This window comes from Mesorhizobium sp. WSM4808, from assembly GCF_055811675.1.
Genome location: NZ_JBVVQX010000044.1, coordinates 1 through 19,100, shown reverse-complemented (window position 1 = coordinate 19,100; position 19,100 = coordinate 1). Strand labels below are relative to the sequence as shown.

The window sequence follows — 19,100 nt, the reverse complement described above, 5'->3', positions numbered from 1 at the left end:
GTAGTAGCAAAGTTTGACGGAGTTTTGCACCAAAGTAGGCAACGATTTGAACTGTGCGTTGCGCAACTTGCAAATTTTCCACCTTCTTTTCTTCTGCGGCTGGGCGCGACGCGTATAAGCTCCACGTAAAGTCCGCGATGGTCGGGCGCTTAGCTGCGTTCACTCTAAGCTCGAAAGCTTATAATCTCGGCGATCCCACCCAATGGTCTGGCGTCCGTTTGCCCGCCTGTACCTCGGGTCATGTGATTCAAGACGGCGACAAGTGCTCTTCGAATACGATCACATCAGATGCTGAAAACGTCGCCAAAACTGGCTGCCCGGGGCGCAACCAAGGCGTGCTTCCAATGTTCTTGCGGATTACGAGCAACCTATCCTCGCCGCCTAATTGAATAACGATATGCACGTCAGCTCCTAGGGGCGCAACGTCCAGTACCACACCGTTCAAGGCATTGTCGTCCCGTCCCCGCTGGACCCCCTCGGGGCCGGCATCGAAAAGCTCGATGTTCTCCGGCCGAATACACAAGTCGGCTTGGCCACTTCCGTTTGCCATGGCCATTCGCGTGTGAACTGTTAGGCCCGTCTTCGTGAGATACGTCGCAACACCCTCGCTCGAATGGTTCTGAATCTTAGCGAGGAACCAGTTTGACCGTCCTACGAACTCGGCGACGAAACGATCAGAGGGAGCCGCGTATATCTGCTGCGGGGTTCCGCGCTGGGCTATTTTGCCAGCACGCATGACAACCACCTCGTCACCCAAACTCAACGCCTCCTCCTGGTCGTGGGTGACGACAATGGTTGTCGCACCGACCGACCTCAGGATTTCCTTTAGTTCGATACGAAGTTCCAGCCGAAGCTTGGCATCCAACGCCGATAGCGGTTCATCCAGCAGTACGATCTGCGGGTCGGTCGCAAGCGCCCGGGCAAGCGCCACGCGCTGCTGCTGTCCGCCACTCAGCTGACTAGGATACCGGGCGTGCATGCTGTCCATTTGCACGAGCGAGAGCATCTGTTTCACTCGCGCCGGTATTTCGGACGTGGGTCTGCCACGATAACGGAGGCCATATGCAACATTTTGCGCGACCGTCATGTGAGGAAACAAGGCATAGTCCTGGAAGAGAAGGCCCACGTTGCGTTCGTAAGGCTTGAGGTGCCCGACATCTTGCCCGGCAATCCTGACCCTGCCGGCACTTAGTGACGTGAATCCCGCAATAATGCGGAGAGTCGTGGTTTTTCCGCAGCCGCTCGGCCCCAGAAGAGAAAGCACCTTTCCACGCTCAATCTCCAGAGAGAGGTTTTCGACCGCCGTGAAGTCTCCGTACTTCTTGGTGACATTTTGCAACTCTAAGATATTCATCCATTAGCTCCTGTAGAGGCCTTGGCCCATTGCGCGCTCAAGGCCGAAGATGCGATCCAGGACGACAAGCAGAAGGACGGTAAGCGCCATGAGGCCTACTGCAGCCGCGGCAAGCGTAAGGTCGAACTGCGCCTTCATTAGACTCAGGAGTGCCACGGGAAGCGTAAAAGTATTATAATCGCTGAGAAACATGCTGATCGCGACATCATCCATGGAGAGCGCGAAAGCGAAGATTGCGCCCGCGGCAATGCCGTTTTTCGCTAACGGAAGGATGATCGTGAAGAAAGCTTGTCGCTCGTTCGCCCCAAGACACAGTGCAGCTTCCCTCAACGATGGGCTTATGCCGGTAAGGCCGACCAAAGTCATCCGGATCGTATAGGGAAGGGTGACGATCAGATGCCCCGCGACCAGCCGCCAAAACGTTGGGACATGGCTCGCAGTCGAGAAGAACATCAGGAGTGCGAAGCCGATAATGACTCCGGGCAATACCAAGGGTGACAGGAAGGCAGTAGTAAAGATATCTCGCCACTGCGAGCCCATCCTGCTGATTGCCAGCGCGGCCAACGCGCCTGTAACGGCGGCGGTTGCCGTTGTCAGCGTGGCAATCAAGAGGCTGCTGTGGAATGCAGCCCACAGGTAGTCCTGGTGCCACAGATTGCCAAACCATTTTGTCGAGAAGGCAGGTGGTGGGAATGCGCCGAGATAGTCTCGTGCGTCGAATGCCATCAGTACGGTGACAATGATGGGGAACACTAGGAAAGCGGTCATCAAAACGATGACGGCTCCTACACCCAGCGCAAGAAGCTTATCAATGTTTCGTTTACTGAGCATTGCGTCACGTCCTGTCGAGTCGGGTCGCCAGTCGCGACATGGAGAAAACGAGGAGCAGTGACAGAGCCATCATGACCAACGATATGGCTGCGCCGCTTGGATAATTCGCCACTTCGCTGAACCGACTATAGATAAGGTTTGATATGAACATGACTCGTCCACGACCAAGGATCAAGGGAATCGCGAATGCGCTGATACCAAACGTCATGGACACCAAGAACGCGGATGCCAGGCCCTTAGCACACAGGGGTATGGTCACCGATAGGTGAGAGCTAGTGATTGAAGCGCCTAGTGACTGCGCCGCTTCAATCAGGCGCGGATTCAGATTCTGCACGGCGGTTACTAGGATAAGGATGGACAACGGTGCCATGTACTGAAGCAAGCCCACGACGATGACAAAGTTTGTATAGCTTCGACTATTGGTGTTCACTCCTAAGTCGGACATCATCAAACCCACCGAACCGACAGAGCCGAACAAAAGTTGGATAGAATAGATCCGGACCAGGGCGCTTAAAAACATCAAGCCAATAAGCGTGAACATCGCGGCCCTTTGAGCCCACGGCGGCGCGACCCTCGCAATGTAATAAGCGATTGGAAAGGTGAGAATTATCCCGAGAAGCGACGCGCTAAAAGAAAACAAATATGTTTGCAAAAAGTAACCGGCGTAAACAGTGAGAAGTATTTCCGTGTAGTTGGCGAACGTTAGTGGGGAACCTTCCACAGAACCAATCCGTCCTGGAGTGTAGGTCCGAAAACTTTCTGCCCCGACAATAAGTAACGGCAGTAGTAAAAAAATAATAAGAATAAATATCGCTGGCAGCAAGAGCAATGCCTGTGATCTCTTCGTATGCATTAATGTTGGTGCCTTCAACGCGGCCAGCACAGTCATGTGCGGGGTACAAATGTAGTAGAGTTATAAATCGAGCAGACGAGGGGTGGTTCCTCGCCTACTCGACGCAATTTCACTGCAGAACGTGCCTAAAGCAGCGGCACCACTTCCTGTTCCCAACGTTTGTTCCAAGCGTCAGCCTGTTGCGATACGTAGGACCAGTCTGGAATGTAGACATGCCTTTTCATCTCTTCATTGTTGAATATTAAGGGTTTCAAATTGTCAGGCACTGGCGACTTCACGTTAGCTGGAACGCCGCCGAAGGCGCTGTTGAAGTCCGCGTTATTCTTTGAGTCAATTGCAAAGTTGACGAACTTGAAAGCTGCGTCCGCATGCGGGCCCTTTAGCACAGACCAGCCCTCTTGGAACAAGAAGGTTTTGAACCCTGATTCAGGGGGCATTTTAGTCAATATCCGAATGTCGCCACGGGCTCCCGTGACGAGACCAGTGGCTCCCTGAAAGGACAGCCAAGTCTCACCAGAGCCAATGGAAGCGTTAGCGTCCGAGTCGGAATTCGCAACCCGGCCAATATTTCCGCGACGGGCAAGCTCCTTCACGAAGTCCCATGCCGGCTCCATGTTTCGCTCGTCACCGCCTTTTGCAAGCGCAAATCCGACCATCTGCATATTCGAATTTAATAAGGGCGACGGAAACACGATTTTACCTGCAAGGCGAGAATCTAGCAGGTCGTCAATCTTGCTGATCTCAAACGGAACAGAATCTTTCTTGTAATACCAGGCGAAAGCCGAAAGCGTGCGGGGTATATTGACAATGTTGCCGCCACTGTCTTTCACAAGCAGCTTCTCCGGAATATCAGCCAGGTTTGGTACCTTGTCGAGTGTTACCGGCTCTGCCCATCCTTCTCGCGCAACAACCTGCCAAGATACGTCCCAACCGGTCAAAAGGTCGATACCAGTGTTGGGCCAGGTTGCTTTGATCTTTGGTAGGATGGTCGCGGAGCCAGCGGTGTGCAGTTGCCAGTTGATGTTTACATCTGACTGCTTGCTAGCAAGCTGCTGTATGGCCTTAAGATAGTCCCCACCCCATTCAATCGCGGTGATGGTTTCGGCTGCTTGGGCGCGCGGTAAGCGTAGGCCTGGCATAGCGGCTCCGGCTACGACAACCGAGGCTGCAGTTTTTAGAACGTTGCGGCGTGTGAGTGTTGACATGCGGATTCCCCTTTATTTTCGTTTGGATGGATGCAGTTATCGACCCGCATTCGGACGGATGAAGAAACCTGGTCGGCCTCAATCGGGCAGCAAGCGGAAGTTAGGAAAGTGCTAATCGACCATCCGCCGAATACGCAACCCTTTTCACTTCCTCCAGAGTGTGGGTGACTTGTCGTCGGTTGCGGCGGAGCACTTCGCTTCTGTACACCACCTTTATGTTCCCATGGTGAACCGCTGCGGACTGAGTTTTGCTCCAAAAAAGGCGTTGGCGGGAAATAGCAGCCGCAAAAGGAGTGCGAGAATGAAATGTAAGTGATGGTTGGGCTATGGACATGACTTTGATCTCGTCAGCGCCTTCGCCCGGCCGCCGAACTCGGCGAACCCGACCCGCATGTTCCAGAGCGGTTATCAACTTAACTTGCGTTCAGGGATTTGCGGCATACACCATGTTGAACACCGCCTACCGTCAGCAACAAGCGCCATCGTTTCTCGCCGCAGATAATCGCCCGAGCAGTCTGGCTCTACTACAGGTTCGCCTTCAGCCTGCGTCTGGTCGAGGAAATGCTGCTGGAGCGCGGGATCGTGGTTTCGTATGAGACAATCCGACGGTGGGGAATCAATTTCGGTGCGCATTTACGCTCGCCACTTGCGCCGCAAGATCACAGCCGAAACGATGTCTGGCACTTGGACGGGGTCATCATTACCATCGCCGGCAGGAAACACTGGCTGTAGCGCGCCGTCGACCAAGATGGCTATGTGCTCGACGAGATCGTCCAGAACCGCTGCAACACCAAAGCGGCCAAGCGCTTGCTGACGCGGCTGCTGAAGAAGCAAGGCATCGCGCCGAAGCGCATGATCACCGACAAGCTGCGCTCTATGGAGCAGCCAGGCGACAGGTTGCTGCCGGACGCCGAGCATCGGTCGCACAAGGGATTGAACAACCGGGCGGAGAATGCCCATGTGCCGCTGCTAGAACAGGAGCGGATGATGTAAGGCTTCCGATCATCAGGAGTGCTGCAGCTTCGTTTCGATCTTCTCGCCTCTGCGCAATCTCTTCGTCCCGCCCCGCTCAGAACGCTCCTCTCTCGCCACATATATTCACCGCGTGCAGGCCATGGCGGAATGGAAAGCCGTGGCCATGGTCAGCTGACATCAGCGCCGCAGGTCTCAGCGCGTCTATATGCAGACAACGTGACATCGCCGCAAACTCTGTATAGCGACCGTCGTCGTTAACGACATCGGTACCGTCATGCCTACCTTCGCTCATGATGAAATTGGGCGGCTTCCGCCGCGGATTGAGCTTGCTGCCGCCCGGATATTCGAGAGGAAGGCTCAGGCAGAAGGTGCGGCCCTCCCACACCTCCTTCATGGCCTTGAGCACCCGCCCTGGCGTCAGCAGATTGAGCCGCCCGAGTTGGTCGTCGGCGCCAAAATCCCCCCAGTTCGAACCGGGGGGCCGATGACGCCAGCGATTTGACGAAGACAATCCTCAGGCCCTTTCACGTTCCACGGATAGGGCGCGATGCCCTTCAGAACGCCCGCCAATGAACTGCGGTAGGCGGTCTTGTTGAAGAAGGATGCCGAGCGGAACGGTCGGGGCGTCGCGAAAGCCGATTTCCTGCGTCTGCAATAGCGCTTTCTTTTGCGGTTCATCATCACTCGCACACCCACCTTGTGACGCGCTGGAGATCTCTAACCTTTTAAGAACGCCAGGCGCAGCCTTCAGGCGTTCACGTTGGCGATTACTTGGTCCGTGGGAGCCAAAATATCTGCAAACTGAGCGACGATCTCAGAACGGTATTTGGTTCTTGATTGGGCAATTCAACCTGCGGCTTCCATTCGTACAAGTAGGGTGTGCATGGGGGCGGAGCGTCAAATGCAGTTTTAAGATTGTTGCTCACCACGAGATCACGCTGGCCGGGAGAATTGGCCTGCCATGGCATGCTCGCATGAAAGCCGAACTGGAGGGGCCTCCGATCGCTCGGCGAAGTAGTCAAAAACCCAGTGGGAATTGCCAATTTCCGCACCCGCGAGCCATGCTCAGGCACTTCCATCGTGTGACCGTTAGACCCTATAAAGAGTTCGTGGTGTCCGGCTCAGACTTTCTGCGCCTCTATCTGTTACCAATACGTGATCACTACAGCCGATGATATGCCCGTTCTCCCCGAAACACATAATCGGCAAATGGAGCGTCATTCCGGCCTTAAGACAATCTTTTACACCTGGCACCATATCCATGTTGCCGCGTTCCGACCAAAAAATGCCGGTCTGGTATCCGGCTTTATTGCGAAACGCGCGGGGGTGACCGGAGCGTCCGACTATCTTGCGAACAGTGGCGTCCACGGTCTCTGCCGTGATACCCGGCTTGATCATATCGATCGCGGCGTCGAGGGCCTCATTCGAGAGCGCGTGCAGTGACTCAACTTCTGGGTTTTTTCCCACTATACCTGTGCGAACCAGACCCGCCGCATACCCAAACTTCACACCACCGATTTCAGTCACGGCAGGTTCATTTTGCTTGATCGGGTGATCGGCCGGGGGACCGTGAGGCAACCTTGTGCGGTCGCCGAATACTAGCGAGGCCACTTGAAGGTCTTCGCCGCCAGCATCCCTGACAGTCCCGCGCATGGCGGTCGCCAACTCGCGCTCAGTGACCCCCTCGCATAACAACTTTTGAAAGGTACCCAGCGCGGCTTCGGTCAGCGACATGGCTTCGCGCATCACGCCGATTTCGAGCTCGCTTTTAACCGCCGCAACGGAGGCAACTAGCTCCGTCGCATCGACGACCGTCATTCCAGGCAGTTCTGCCTGTAGTTCGTACACGTCATATGGAGTCAAATTCCAGCAGCGAAGCTCAAGGCCAACCCGCTTATTTTGAACTCCATATCGCCGAAGCACGTCGCCGCAGACACTCGCAAAGTCCCGTTCTTGAGTATAACAGACAATATTGTCAATGCAGCTGTACGCACGAACTGATTCGAGCTCGTACTCTCTCACCACATACGTCGGAGCGTGCCCAGGGATTAAAATCAACGGAAACGGCGCAAAATACGTTCCGCCACCGTGATAACCGGTTAGGTAGCTCGCATGGCCCAGACCAGTTACCAAAAGTCCATCGAGGCGCATATCGGCCATCGTAGCAAGCACCTTTTGCCGCCGGCGCTCATATTCTGCTTTTGGAAACGGAACACCAGTCAGCGGAACAGTCGCGGAAGTTGTATTCATATTTACCCTCGTTGATTCCGTGAAATCAAATCGCCGAATGCGTTCGATTCAAAATTATTGTCCCTGAATGACGTGCGAAGTATGCGTCAAAATGCGTGGACTGCTGCAATGTGCGAGCTGGACGATCGGCAGCTTTGAAATGTCAGCTTCGATTGGCAACAACACAGATGCAGACCAAAGCGTGATAATGGCAAAGGGCAAACCCATTTCGTGGCGATCATCGTGCGACATCTACCGTGCTGGCATGGGGCACCTGACTTTGGCTGAAAACGCCATCTGGAACTGCCCCCTTTGGGTCATGAAGAACTGCCCCTCCTTCGGGTTCCCAATGTCGCTTGAAGGTTGGTTTCCGCCCGTGACGGCCGGAGGGAGGTAGAGGCGACCGCAGGCCTCTCACCGGCAGGCGGCCTGATGAAGCCGCTGTTTCGCTTGGCGCGCAGCCGGTTGCTGTCGCGCCGGATGGTCAGCACGTAGCTGTGGTGCAAGAACCGGTCGAGAAATCGCGGTCGCGACCACCGGACCGGCGAACACGGTGCCCATTGTGGTCTGTTGCGCAATTGGCTGGTTGTGATTCTCTGTGGCGGAAGCCGGAGCGAGTCGCGATGGCGGTGAAGCAGAAGGTCAAGTTGAGCCTGGCGGAGGCATTTCTGGTCAACAAGCTGTCAACCGGGTGAAATTTCCCCAAAAGTGCCGAAGTAAAGTTCCCCAATTATGCCGTCTCGGACGGCCTGGAGAAATGGGTATTTTTCAGCGGCCGACCGCGCTGCTGTGATGGTGGAGCGAAGGACGGTGGAGTAATCAGGGCTTTCGAACGGACGTGTTCAGGCATCAATTCGGCATGCTGGCGCAGCCTGTAGCTTGATCCTTCGATCTAAACGACGACGGCATGATGCAAAAGCCTGTCGAGAAGCGCGGTGGCGACCACGGCGTCTCCAAGAACATCTCCCCACTCTGCAAAGCCGCGATTGGACGTCAGGATCATCGCCCCTTTCTCGTAGCGGGCGTTGACGAGCTGGAAGAACAGATTGCCGCCGCCGGCGATGACCGGGAGATAACCGATCTCGTCGACTAATGTTGAGCTCAACATTACTCGACGAACTCGGCTATTTTCCCTTCGCCCAGGGCGGCGGGCAGTTGCTCTTCCATCGTATCGAGCACCTCGAACTCAAGCCGCCGGCCAAAGTCCACTTGCGCGGCAAAGGTGACAAGTGGCGAACGTGCCCGCTTTGGGATGAGACATTGAAGCATATCCAGGCACTTCTGGCCCAGCGCCGCGCAGCGCCAGGCGAGCCAGTCTTCTGCGCTCCAAAGGCTCGCCCTCAAACGAGGTTCGGGATCTATAAGATTGTCCGACGACACGGCGCATCCTTCGATACACACGGGCCGAAATCCAGACGTGTCAGCCCGCATCTATTCCGGCACACCGCTGCCTGCCACCTACTGGAATCCGGTGTCGAAGTTAATGTCATACGCAGTTGGCTCGGGCACGTGAGTCTCGACACGACAAACCGTTATGCCGAGCTGACGCTGCGCGCCAAAGCCGAGGCGCTACGCGCCTGCGAAAGTGAGTGGTTCAGGTATTTCAACGGTACCCCGACCACATGTTGCCTGGAAGGACGACAAAACCCTCCTCGACTGGCTCAACTCGCTGTAGCGCATTATGTGTCTCTCGCCCGCGGCCCACCTTCGAAAGACCGGCTCAAACCGTTGCCAGCCACATAACGGCGTTGGACACAAAAGCCCGACAATCTGAAGTCGGGCGTCAGTCGTGCCAGCTTCTACGATCCCGAGATCAACCGCAGCTACGGCATGATGGCATCCCATTGTGGCGTCGGCGTTCTTCCGGCACGGCCGCAACGTCGAGGGTCTCGTTTGCGACATGGGAGATGTTCCACGCCTGGCTTGAAGAGCAATGCCGCAAGCGCCAGCGCGACAGGCTGCGCGGCGAGAACGAGACAATCGGGGAACGGCTACAGCGCGATCTGGCTGCCATGCGTCCCTTGCCGGCATCGCCTTTCGACGTGATCAGGCCAGCGCCAAGGTAACGACCCGTCCGCTACAAGACCAACGACTATTCCGCCTATGGCCATCAGGATGTCTGGGTCCGGGGCTATGTCGACGCCGGTAGTGATCGGCTGCCGCGGCGAGATCATCGCTCGCCATCCCCGAAGCTGGGAGCGGGAAGACGTCGTCTTCGACCCACTGCATTACCTGCCGCTGATCGAACAGAAGATCAATTCGCTGGATCAGGCTGCACCTCTCCAGGGCTGGAACCTGCCCGAAGAGTTCGCCACGCTGCGCCGCCTGATGGAAGGCCGCATGGCAAAACATGGCCGGCGTGAGTACGTGCAGGTTCTTCGCCTGCTGGAGAGCTTCGAACTTGCGGACCTGCATGCGGCAGTGAGGCAGGCCCTTCAACTCGGAGCAATCGGCTTCGACGCCTCAAACATCTGATCCTGTGTCGTTGGAGCGCCGGCCGCCCCAGGACCTGTCCGTCTATCCATACCTGCCGAGGGCGACGGTCGAGACGACATCGGCGGAGGCGTATATGCGACTGCTTGCTATCCCATTATCTCAAAACCCTCAAGCGTCCGACCTTCCAGCGCGAATACCAGAAGCTGGATCGGCTATGCGCCACCGAGGGCGTCGATCATGTCGGATACCTCACCCGGCTTTCCGAACGGGAGATGATCGAACGAGACCGCCGCAAGGTCGAGCGCCGCATCAAGGCGGCAAGGTTCCCGGTCGTCAAAAGCCTGGACAGCTTCGACTTCACCGCCATCCCCAAGCTCAACAAGATGCAGGTGCTGGAACTGACCCGTTGCGAGTGGATCGAGCGTCGCGAGAACTCTCTCCACCTCGTGACGGCAAGCGTCCTGCCGCCCTGCTCCGCCAATGGCCGCGAGCGTTTCGCACCTCCTGGCTGCCGTTTTCGGAGGTCAAAATACTCTTGTTTTGCTTTCTTCCAGTCGAGTGAAAATCAGACGGTCGCAACGCCCGTCACCGGTGCGCCAACCGCACCGGTCAGTCGGATGGGTGGCGCCGTCAGCAGGAAGCGCGTCCGCCCGTGCAGGCGAAGCCATTCGGCCAGCGGGCTGAGGTGCCACAACTCGGCCAAGGGGATACCGAGCTTGAACAGGCAATGTTCGTGCAGCGGCATCCGGGCAACATGCCCCTGGAGGTCGTCATAGGGTCCGCCTTCCACCGCATAGTTGTCCGCGACGATCGCAGCCAGGCCCGACCTGTCGATCCAGTCCAGCAACGCCCTGTCGCGCCCGTCAAGCGCGACGCAGCTTTCATGCAGCGTCCTGTGATCGGGGTTGAGGCCGCTTTCGATGACCTTCTGCGCGAAACCCGTGTGTAGACAAAGGATATCGCCCTCCTCGACCTGCACATTCTGCACGCGCATGATCCGTGCGAGCGTTTCATATCCGACAAGCGTTCTTTCATCCCCCAGGACGGCGCGTAGATCGACGAGAACGCCCCTGCCCTGCACGCCGCTAGCAGCGATGTTTTCCACACCGAGCGCAAGTGCGCGCATTTGCCTGGTCGCCGAGGCGTCATCCGCCTGGGTGACGATGGTATCCGCACCGGAGAACCCGTTGTAGTAGACGATTTCCGCAATGCCATCGCCGTCGGCATCGAACAGCGATCCGTAGTGGGAGAAGGCATCCCAGTGCGATGAGTACTGGAGGCTCAGTATAGCGATGTCGTCGTTGACGACATCGCTACCGTCATGCCTGCCTTCGCTCATGATGAAATTGCAGGTGAGGCAACCGTTTTCACGGACCGCCGGAAAGATCCTCGGCGGCTTCCGCCGCGGATTGAGCTTGCTGCCGCCCGGATATTCGAGAGGAAGGCTCAGGCAGAAGGTGCGGCCCTCCCACACCTCCTTCATGGCCTTGAGCACCCGCGCTGGCGTCAGCAGATTGAGCCGCCCGAGTTGGTCGTCGGCGCCAAAATCCCCCCAGTTCGAACCGGGGGGACGATGACGCCAGCGATTTGACGAAGACAATCCTCAGTCTCCTTTCACGTTCCACGGATAGGGCGCGATGCCCTTCAGAAAGCCCGGCAATGAACTGCGGTGGGCGGTCTTGTTGAAGATGCCGAGCGGAATGGTCGGGGCGTCGCGAAAGCCGATTTCCTGCGTCTGCAATAGCGCTTTCTTTTGCGGTTCATCATCACTCGCACACCCACCTTGTGACGCGCTGGAGATCTCTAACCTATCAAGAAGGCCCCGCACAGCCTTCAGGCGTTTTTGGACGAGTTTGTAGGTCACACTGAACCCTGGCATTGCGTGAGAGCTTTCTTGAACGTGACGACGGATTTAGTATGATCAGCGGATTCATGACATTTCTCGTTCCTTGGCCACATGCATGGAGTGCGTCGAGGAGAGCCGGCTGGTTATGTCGCAAAGCTGCTCAGCGCACCGGACAATAGGAAAATTCGGCAGGCCGGCACATGAGGACGCGCCTCTCAGCGAACATTCTTGCGACTCTGTATCATCTCATCGGAGCACGGTTTGGCCACGCGGTGGCCGTCTCATAAGCCTGCGCAATCCCGAAGAGAAAAGGCTCGGCTCCCAGCCTGCCGACAATCTGCATGCCAAGCGGCAGGCCATCGCCAGAAAAGCCGCACGTCATGGCAAGCGCCGGATGCCCCGTCAAGTTGAACGCAACCGTGGGATAGCGCGTCTGCCAATAGGCATCATTGCCGTCTTCTTCGAGTAGCGGGGCCTGGCCGAGGGCCGAGGCTGTCAAAATGACATCGCATTGCGCGAACGCATTCTCAACGGCCGCTCGCAGCCCGTGTCGCACGCGCTGCGCCTGGATGTAGTCCTTTGCCGAAAGCAAGCGTCCGGCCATAACCCTGTCACGTGTCCAGCGCCCAAATCGCCCAGGCGTCGCTTCCAGATCCTCAAAGTGGAGAGCATAAGCTTCGCTGAGTATAATGATCCGGCCGCATGCGACAAAGTCTCTGATGTCGGGCAACTGAATGTCCACTGTGGTGCATCCGAGATGGCGGAACGTCTCTGCCGCTGCATCAAGAGCTGCACGCATTTCGTCACTGGCGCCCCCTTCATAGTCATAGAATGAGCGAAGGACTCCGATGCGACAGTTCCTGGCTGGCTGGCCAAGTGCAGAGGTGAAGTCCTTGCCCGCACGTTGGTCTGGATTCGCCATTGCATTCAGCATTATGGCACAATCGGCCACGGTGCTGGCGATCGGTCCGCAGTGATCAAGGCTAAACGCAAGTGGTATTATTCCAGATGTGTTGACGAGGCCCAAGGTCGGCTTGATGCCGACCCCGCCGCAATACGATACCGGATTGCGGATCGAACCGCCGGTGTCGGTGCCAAGTGCGCCAAGACATAACCCGGCAGCAACGGCCGCCGCAGAGCCGCTGCTCGAGCCCCCAGTGTCGCGACGCGTGTCCCATGGGTTGCGAGCCGCTCCATAGGGAAGATCGGCCGGAGGACCGGCATAAGCGAATTCATGCGTGACCACCTTGCCCAGAATGACGGCGCCAGTCTCGCGAAGTTGTCTGACGACCGGCGCGTCGTGCTCGGCGGGCTTTTGAGACGTGACGTGCGAGTTCGCTGTTGTCGCCATGCCGGCCACGTCAATGATGTCCTTGATCGCAAGCGGGATACCGTGAAGGGGTCCCCGCAGCGCGCCGTTACGCGCCTCATCCGTCAATAGCCTCGCCGCATCAACAGCCCCGGCCTCATCGACAAGAACAAAGGAGTTGATGCCATCGTTCAGCGAACGGATGCGCTGAAGGAAAGTCTGTGTCAGCTCTAGCGGCGAGCACGAGCCATCACGTATCGCCTGCCCCGCCTCGGCGATGGTTCGTGGCGGGAAATCGGTCATCGTTTTATGTCGCTCTTGGAGCTGGCCGGAAGATAGAGTGGACTAACAGAATATGGCAAGCGGCGTCGGATAGTCCGTGCAAGTTCAGCAACATGGCCAGCCGGGTCTAGTGGCGACATCGTTTGCGTGGCTGTGCACTGTGCACCGTGCCCCAGGTCGTCCAGTCCGCTGATACTCGCAGCTTCGTCAAGAGGCCAGACCGGACGTCTGACGCGCCGGTATGGGAGGCGCGTCAGGTGCGGTGTGCAGATTCCCCCTGAGTCGACATAGATCAGACCACGAGAAATGGGGCCGAGATCGGCGCGAAAATGGTTCATCGCCTTGCAGGCAAGATAATCAAACGCCTCCGGCTCAATACCGAAGATGCGAAATTGCTCCCGCTCTTCCGTCTGATTTGCATAGGTGCAGACAATCACTTTGATTCCATTGACTTCGACAAGTGCGCTTGGTCCGAGGTTGGCTTCGACGCCGTTGAAGTAAGGCCCTTTGCGGATATAGCGGCCGTCGGATAGTACCTTGACTGTGCAGTGGATCTCGATTGGGCCGCCACCAAGATCGGGATTGGCGCGACCGCCAAGTTGAAGCTCAACTTTGGCCCCAACCCCCGCCTGCCAGCAAATCTGAACAGCAAACGGGTCCGCGATGGAGAAGAAGGCAGCGTTGCGAATATCCGCATCGATCATTGCCTTGAGAAGTGCGGTGCCATCGCCGGCTGCACCGCCACCCGGATTGTCAGTGTAGTCGCCAATTAACAACGGCCCGCGCCCGTTTTGGTCCGCCCTCAGCGCCGCGATTGTGTCGTCTATCGATAACATCTCGATCGTCTTTGTCGCACGCGTCGCCCAGATGAAGCCTGATAGTCGGTGAGCGACCAATTCAAGTCCGGACGCCTCGGCAAGCCCGGTCACCGCGACGCTTGGTCCGGCATTCTCAACGTCCGTAAAAACGAAACCAGGCTGGACGCTAATCGTCAAGATACCGGCCTCGTGCTCCATAGCCGCACTAGCCATGCGCAGTATATCCACCATTGGACCAAATCCGGATATCGTGCGCCCTCGATCGAGTCCATCAATTGTGGGTGCCTGTGCCAGGACAATCCGAGTGCGCAGGCGCTTTTCGCTGATCTCCTTTAAAAGCTCGCAAGCTCTTTGCGTCGTCTCGTATTGGTCGACGTGGGGTGTCGTTCGATAGGCGGTTATCGCGCTTGCCGCCGCGGCCATCGCTTGTGACACATTGCCATGTGGATCGAGCGTCACCACGATCGGTGCACCTTCAGGCAACAAAGCCCGCAAGCGGTTGAGCAATTCTCCTTCGCAATCATCGAAGGAGGCCGCTACCATGGAACCGTGCAGCATCAAAAACGCCGCGTCAGGCTTCTCACTCTCAGCGGCGTCCAAAATAGGTGCGCAAAGATGCTCAAAGGCTTCGTCCGTCACCACACCTGAGGGGACAGCGTTTGCGTGAATCGTCGTGATCAGGCTCCAACCAAAATCATCGGCCTTCTCGAACAGGCAACCCCAATCCGTATGTGTTCCGCGGAATGTCTTGGAGATCTCATCGTCCCGCAGGATACCCGATTTCGCGAAGTGGTCGATTGTGGTTGGGCGACGGTTGAACGTGTTCGTCTCATGCTGAAGTTGGGCGCAGAGAACCTTCATGGGTGTGCCTTCTCATGCTGGGGCTCTTGTATTGTAATCCGCGTTTGGGTCGTAAACGGTGTGAAAGATGCCATTCAAATCCTCGAATGCGCTCGCACTCAGCAGCTGTGGCATTCACCCGCAACCACCGGCGCCAGCCTGACTTTCAGAATGTGATCACATGTTTACGAGCGTTGCAAGGGATCTATGGCCTAATGTCAACGAAAACGCTACGGCAACCGGTGGGCCAGCCCAGTAAGTCAGCGAGTGCGATGTTCCAGCCAATTTTCAGGCCCGACGATGGATCGGCTAAAAAAGCGAATTTTGTTGCCAAAGAAGTGATCACATTATACCAATCGGATTTAGTCATCCGAGATCATCTGCGAGGTATGGAATGTCGAACATTGAGCGCGGGTTGCCTAGAAAGGGCATCAAGTGGTCCACGCTGCGCGTTGAGCTCGAGAAACTGAAAGGCGGTGACTTCAATTGGCGGGAAGGGCGCGTGCCGTCCTATACCTACTTTTTCAATGACGAGACTCTGAGGGTTCAAAAGGAGGCCTATTGCGAATTCATGTCCGAGAACGGACTTGGCGCCGGAAGGGCTTTCCCCAGCCTATCGCGCATGATTGACGACATCTTTGCGATCGGACTGGGGCTATTCAACGCACCGGACGGGTCGGGGGCATCTTTCACCTCAGGCGGCACAGAGAGCGTTTTTCAGGCGGTAAAAACCGCCCGAGATCAGGCGCGCGCGGTGCGGGAGGAAAAATTTGGCCACTACAACGTCGTCACACCGCGTACAGCTCATCCTTGCCTAAGCAAGGCTGCCGAGATACTCGATGTCACGGTGAAACGGGTTGACCTCGATGCCGAGCGACGTGGCGACCTAGCGGAGCTGGAGCAGGCGATAGACGAGCATACAATAATGCTCTATGGGTCCGCCCCCTGTTATCCGTACGGCGTTTTTGATCCGATCGCTGATATGGGCCGGCTTGCCCAGAAGCGTCAGCTCTGGCTCCATGTCGACGCGTGCTGGGGCGGGTTCGTTTCGCCTTTTGCAAAGAAGCTCGGTTATCCAATTCCCGAATGGGATTTTAATGTGCCGGGGGTTACCAGCCTGTCAGCAGACATTCACAAGTTTGGTTACGGGGCGAAAGGCGCGAGCCTGGTCCTCTATCGAGACGCTCAAGTGCAAAAGTACGAACGCTTCGAGTTCAGCGACTGGCCGCGCGGAACATACTTTACGCCGACCTTCATGGGTACAAAGCCAGGCGGAGCCGTCGCCGCAGCTTGGGCTGTGATGCAATATCTTGGCGAGGAAGGTTATTTACAAGCAACTCGAGATACCATGGATGCAACAATGCGTTTGGTTCAAGGCATCAACAAGATACCGGGGTTGGTCTGCCTCGAACCAACAGGTGAGGCAAATCTCATCACCTTTGTCGCCACCGATCCGGCCATAGACATCATGGCCGTTGCCGATCGCCTCGAGAAGAGAGGGTGGTTCCGTGGCCGCATGCGCGAACCACTGGGGGTTCATCAGGGCGTGAACCCGGCTCACCTGCCCGTCGTAGACGACTATCTTTCGGAAGTTTCAGCAGCTGTCAATTTCGTGACGAGCCGCAGGCTGTCAGCCAAATACGATGAGCATTCTTATTGATCGTCGCGGATGGGCAGGTCGACTGCGTGAAGTCCAGAAGAGTTAAACCAAGCCTCCCAAGGCCCCGTGCTCTGCGGACCGATTGCGATCCGTAGAGCACGGGGACACAACAATGTCATACTTGATCGGCGGCGGGCTGTGAACATCGACCGCAGGTGGGAGTATGGCATCCAGTACGTGCGAAGCCAGCCGTTCGCAAGTCCATCTGTTCGAGCCAACCATCTGCACGCAGCTTGTAGGACTGTGATCACAACGCTATTGAATCGATCTAGCGAATTGCAAAGGCGACTCGAGGGAACGGATTAAATGAACGCGCGATCTCAATCCGTGCTCACACCCTTCGAGGGTATGGGGACGGTAAGTAAGCTCTCGCTTCCGGACCAAGTTTACGCCTCCTTGCGAGAGGAGTTGATGAGTGGGCGCTTTGCTCCCGGTCAGCGGGTCCCGCTGAGGGCGATCGCGACAGCAATGGGCACCAGCACGATGCCGGTACGAGAAGCCGTCAACCGCCTCGTCGCGATCGGCGCCCTCGAGCTGCTTCCGAATCGGCGCGTGAGTGTGCCGACACTATCGGAAGATAGGTACAGAGACCTCACCAAGGCCAAAGTTCTCATTGAATCGGCAGCCGCCGAGGCGAGCGTTCCGTTCCTCACCAAGGAGATTCTGGAGCGTCTTAGGTCGCTTCATGCGCAAATGTGCGAGGTTACAAGCTTGCCGCACAACGTCGCCAACGTTCAGGAATATCTCAAACTGAACAAGCATTTTCACTTCACGATTTACTCGATCTCGGACTCGTCGGCGCTAATGAACGTAATCGAGTCGCTTTGGCTCCAGGTCGGGCCATACTTCAATCTGCTGCACTCCGAGACCACGGGATGGCGTGGCAATGATCGGCATGAAGAAATCCTAAGGGCTCTTGCCGCTAGAGACCCGCTGTGGGTGAGGGTGTCAGTCCGTGCCGATTTGAAAGGGGCGGCGGACTATATTCTTGATAATGGCCTGCTTTCGCAGCAGATCGTTGGCTGATCGTCAGGCGGCGGGCCGCCGGCATGTTGGCAGGATTTTGGAGTTCGCAATTATTCCTATCGGTTTCCTGAACACGCCGTCGTTGATCAATCGATCAACCGCCGCCGACGAATAGCCAAGCACTTTTAAGAGCACAGCCGTGGTGTCTTCTCCCCAGCATAGGAGGTGCTTTGTAGGCAGTGCGCTGTTGAGCGGCTAGCCCCTGTGCAGGTCCGACCAGGGTCACCGCCCCGATGTGTTTGCTGACAAGGTTTGGATGATGTTCCGCTACAGAACGCTGGAGCTTTGGAACGCCTCGGACACGACTTCACCTCGCCGGCGGGCACGCTGTGGCGCCGGCATGCCTCCATCCAAAGAGCGTGAATTGATCCGGAAGCGATCGTAAGACCGTATGTCCGCTTCTGCCGGTGAGGTGGCTCGCCCTACACTGCGCGTCCGAGGTTTGCTCGGGCGGGCCAGAGCCGATCCTCATCACAGGAGGACGAGCCGTGGCAGATTATAAGGAAGCATTTGTCGGAATCGATGTCGCTAAGCTGAGGAGTGCCATCGCGATTGCGGACGCCGGCCGGGAAGGAGAGGTTCGCTTCTTCGGCGAGGTCGACGCATCGCATACAAGCATGGGCCGCGTATCCAACGGATCGCCGCCAAGTTCGATCGGATCCACCTCTGCTATGAGGCGGGCCAACCGGCTATGGCCTCTACCGGCTGATCCGTTCCCTCGGCCATGAATGCACCGTAGTCGCGCCATCGCTGATTCCCAGGAAGCCTGGCGATCGGGTGAAGACGAACCGCCGGGATGCTCTTTCATTGGCAAGGCTGCGCGCCGGCGAACTGACGGCGGTATGGGTTCCCGATGAAGACCACGAAGCCATGCGCGATCTCGTTCGCGCGCGGGCGGCCGCGGTCGAGACGCTGCGGGTCCATCGCCAGCAGGTGGGCGCTTTCATGCTCAAGCATGGTCGTACCTATCCGCGCACAAAGAGCTGGACCATGCGCTACCTGCGTTAGTTGCAGGAGCAGCGGTTCGATTATCCCGCACATCAGATCGCGCTCCAGGAGATGGTCGAAGCGGTGCGCGTGTCGAAGGAGCAGGTGGAACGGCTTGAGCGCGTGATCGAAGAGTTCATTCCGAACTGGTCGCTGGCGCCGACCGTACGAGCGCTCCAGACATTGCGTGGGGTCGATCTGATTGTCGCCGTGACGTTCGCTACCGAGGTCGGCGACGTGAGCCGTTTTGAGAGCCCTCGCCATGGGCTACCTCGGCCTCGTTCCCGGTGAGCGATCGACTGGACAGACAATCAGGCGTGGCGGCTAAGGCAGGCAAAGGCCGCGTATAGCGCGACGATCAGGATGAGACGCCGTATTGCCTCGCCCAAGAGTGTTCCCAAAGAACAATGCCGTTGCCTCACTCGGATGTTCTCGATTGCCTCACACTG

General features: G+C 57.1%; 13 protein-coding genes and 5 pseudogenes. 7 read left to right on the top strand and 11 right to left on the bottom strand.

From position 1 onward, the window contains the following. Positions 1-247: 247 nt before the first annotated feature. The 4 genes from AC0L2U_RS33925 to AC0L2U_RS33910 form a co-directional block, all read right to left on the bottom strand. Positions 248-1,354, bottom strand: a complete 1,107-nt coding sequence (locus AC0L2U_RS33925; RefSeq protein ID WP_473603585.1) for an ABC transporter ATP-binding protein — start codon at positions 1,352-1,354, stop codon at positions 248-250. A gap of 3 nt (positions 1,355-1,357) precedes the next feature. Continuing rightward, positions 1,358-2,185 (bottom strand): ABC transporter permease, encoded by an 828-nt coding sequence (locus AC0L2U_RS33920; protein WP_473603584.1) that lies wholly within the window; start codon positions 2,183-2,185, stop codon positions 1,358-1,360. A 4-nt stretch (positions 2,186-2,189) separates the two neighbouring features. Then, positions 2,190-3,074: an ABC transporter permease gene (locus tag AC0L2U_RS33915; protein ID WP_473603583.1), complete on the bottom strand. Its 885-nt coding sequence runs from the start codon at positions 3,072-3,074 to the stop codon at positions 2,190-2,192. An 89-nt stretch (positions 3,075-3,163) separates the two neighbouring features. Beyond that, complete coding sequence (locus AC0L2U_RS33910; protein ID WP_473603582.1) at positions 3,164-4,243, bottom strand: ABC transporter substrate-binding protein; 1,080 nt, start codon at positions 4,241-4,243, stop codon at positions 3,164-3,166. 498 nt (positions 4,244-4,741) lie between these two features. On the opposite strand from AC0L2U_RS33910, the pseudogene AC0L2U_RS33905 reads away from it, so the two are divergent. Beyond that, a pseudogene (locus AC0L2U_RS33905) lies at positions 4,742-5,393 on the top strand (IS6 family transposase). Here the strand turns inward: AC0L2U_RS33905 and AC0L2U_RS33900 are convergent. From AC0L2U_RS33900 to AC0L2U_RS33890, 3 genes and pseudogenes are all read right to left on the bottom strand, one after another. Next, positions 5,313-5,729 (bottom strand): hypothetical protein, encoded by a 417-nt coding sequence (locus AC0L2U_RS33900; protein WP_473603587.1) that lies wholly within the window; start codon positions 5,727-5,729, stop codon positions 5,313-5,315. The pseudogene AC0L2U_RS33905 and the gene AC0L2U_RS33900 overlap by 81 nt on opposite strands. 578 nt (positions 5,730-6,307) lie before the next feature. Then, positions 6,308-7,468 carry a M24 family metallopeptidase gene (locus AC0L2U_RS33895; protein WP_473603581.1) on the bottom strand — a complete coding sequence of 387 codons (1,161 nt, stop codon included), beginning with the start codon at positions 7,466-7,468 and terminating at the stop codon, positions 6,308-6,310. 709 nt (positions 7,469-8,177) lie between these two features. Next, positions 8,178-8,546: pseudogene (locus AC0L2U_RS33890) on the bottom strand (ATP-binding protein); the annotation flags it as partial. 56 nt (positions 8,547-8,602) lie between these two features. On the opposite strand from AC0L2U_RS33890, the gene AC0L2U_RS33885 reads away from it, so the two are divergent. The 3 genes and pseudogenes from AC0L2U_RS33885 to AC0L2U_RS33875 all read left to right on the top strand — a co-directional run. After that, entirely contained in the window at positions 8,603-9,190 is a 588-nt protein-coding gene (locus tag AC0L2U_RS33885) for a tyrosine-type recombinase/integrase (protein ID WP_473603586.1), read from the top strand. 149 nt (positions 9,191-9,339) lie between these two features. Continuing rightward, positions 9,340-10,028, top strand: a pseudogene (locus AC0L2U_RS33880) (Mu transposase domain-containing protein); the annotation flags it as partial. Beyond that, a pseudogene (locus AC0L2U_RS33875) lies at positions 10,015-10,329 on the top strand (ATP-binding protein); the annotation flags it as partial. The pseudogenes AC0L2U_RS33880 and AC0L2U_RS33875, both read left to right, overlap by 14 nt. Before the next feature lie 119 nt (positions 10,330-10,448). Here the strand turns inward: AC0L2U_RS33875 and AC0L2U_RS33870 are convergent. The 4 genes from AC0L2U_RS33870 to AC0L2U_RS33855 all read right to left on the bottom strand — a co-directional run bounded on the left by AC0L2U_RS33870 (position 10,449) and on the right by AC0L2U_RS33855 (position 14,999). Then, the gene (locus tag AC0L2U_RS33870; protein ID WP_473603580.1) at positions 10,449-11,483 is read right to left on the bottom strand and encodes a cyclase family protein; all 1,035 of its coding nucleotides are present in this window, start codon (positions 11,481-11,483) and stop codon (positions 10,449-10,451) included. Positions 11,484-11,486: 3 nt separating this feature from the next. Then, positions 11,487-11,747 carry a hypothetical protein gene (locus tag AC0L2U_RS33865; protein WP_473603579.1) on the bottom strand — a complete coding sequence of 87 codons (261 nt, stop codon included), beginning with the start codon at positions 11,745-11,747 and terminating at the stop codon, positions 11,487-11,489. Between the two features lie 223 nt (positions 11,748-11,970). Further along, complete coding sequence (locus tag AC0L2U_RS33860) at positions 11,971-13,341, bottom strand: amidase (RefSeq protein WP_473603578.1); 1,371 nt, start codon at positions 13,339-13,341, stop codon at positions 11,971-11,973. Continuing rightward, entirely contained in the window at positions 13,338-14,999 is a 1,662-nt protein-coding gene (locus AC0L2U_RS33855; RefSeq protein ID WP_473603577.1) for a M81 family metallopeptidase, read from the bottom strand. Before AC0L2U_RS33855 ends, AC0L2U_RS33860 begins: the two co-directional genes overlap by 4 nt. A 373-nt stretch (positions 15,000-15,372) precedes the next feature. On the opposite strand from AC0L2U_RS33855, the gene AC0L2U_RS33850 reads away from it, so the two are divergent. From AC0L2U_RS33850 to AC0L2U_RS33840, 3 genes and pseudogenes are all read left to right on the top strand, one after another. After that, positions 15,373-16,638, top strand: coding sequence for a pyridoxal phosphate-dependent decarboxylase family protein (locus AC0L2U_RS33850; RefSeq protein WP_473603576.1), 1,266 nt, complete (start codon positions 15,373-15,375; stop codon positions 16,636-16,638). Positions 16,639-16,944: 306 nt separating this feature from the next. Beyond that, positions 16,945-17,664: a GntR family transcriptional regulator gene (locus AC0L2U_RS33845; protein ID WP_473603575.1), complete on the top strand. Its 720-nt coding sequence runs from the start codon at positions 16,945-16,947 to the stop codon at positions 17,662-17,664. 488 nt (positions 17,665-18,152) lie between these two features. Then, positions 18,153-18,976 (top strand): annotated as a pseudogene (locus tag AC0L2U_RS33840) (IS110 family RNA-guided transposase); the annotation flags it as partial. Between the last annotated feature and the right edge of the window lie 124 nt (positions 18,977-19,100).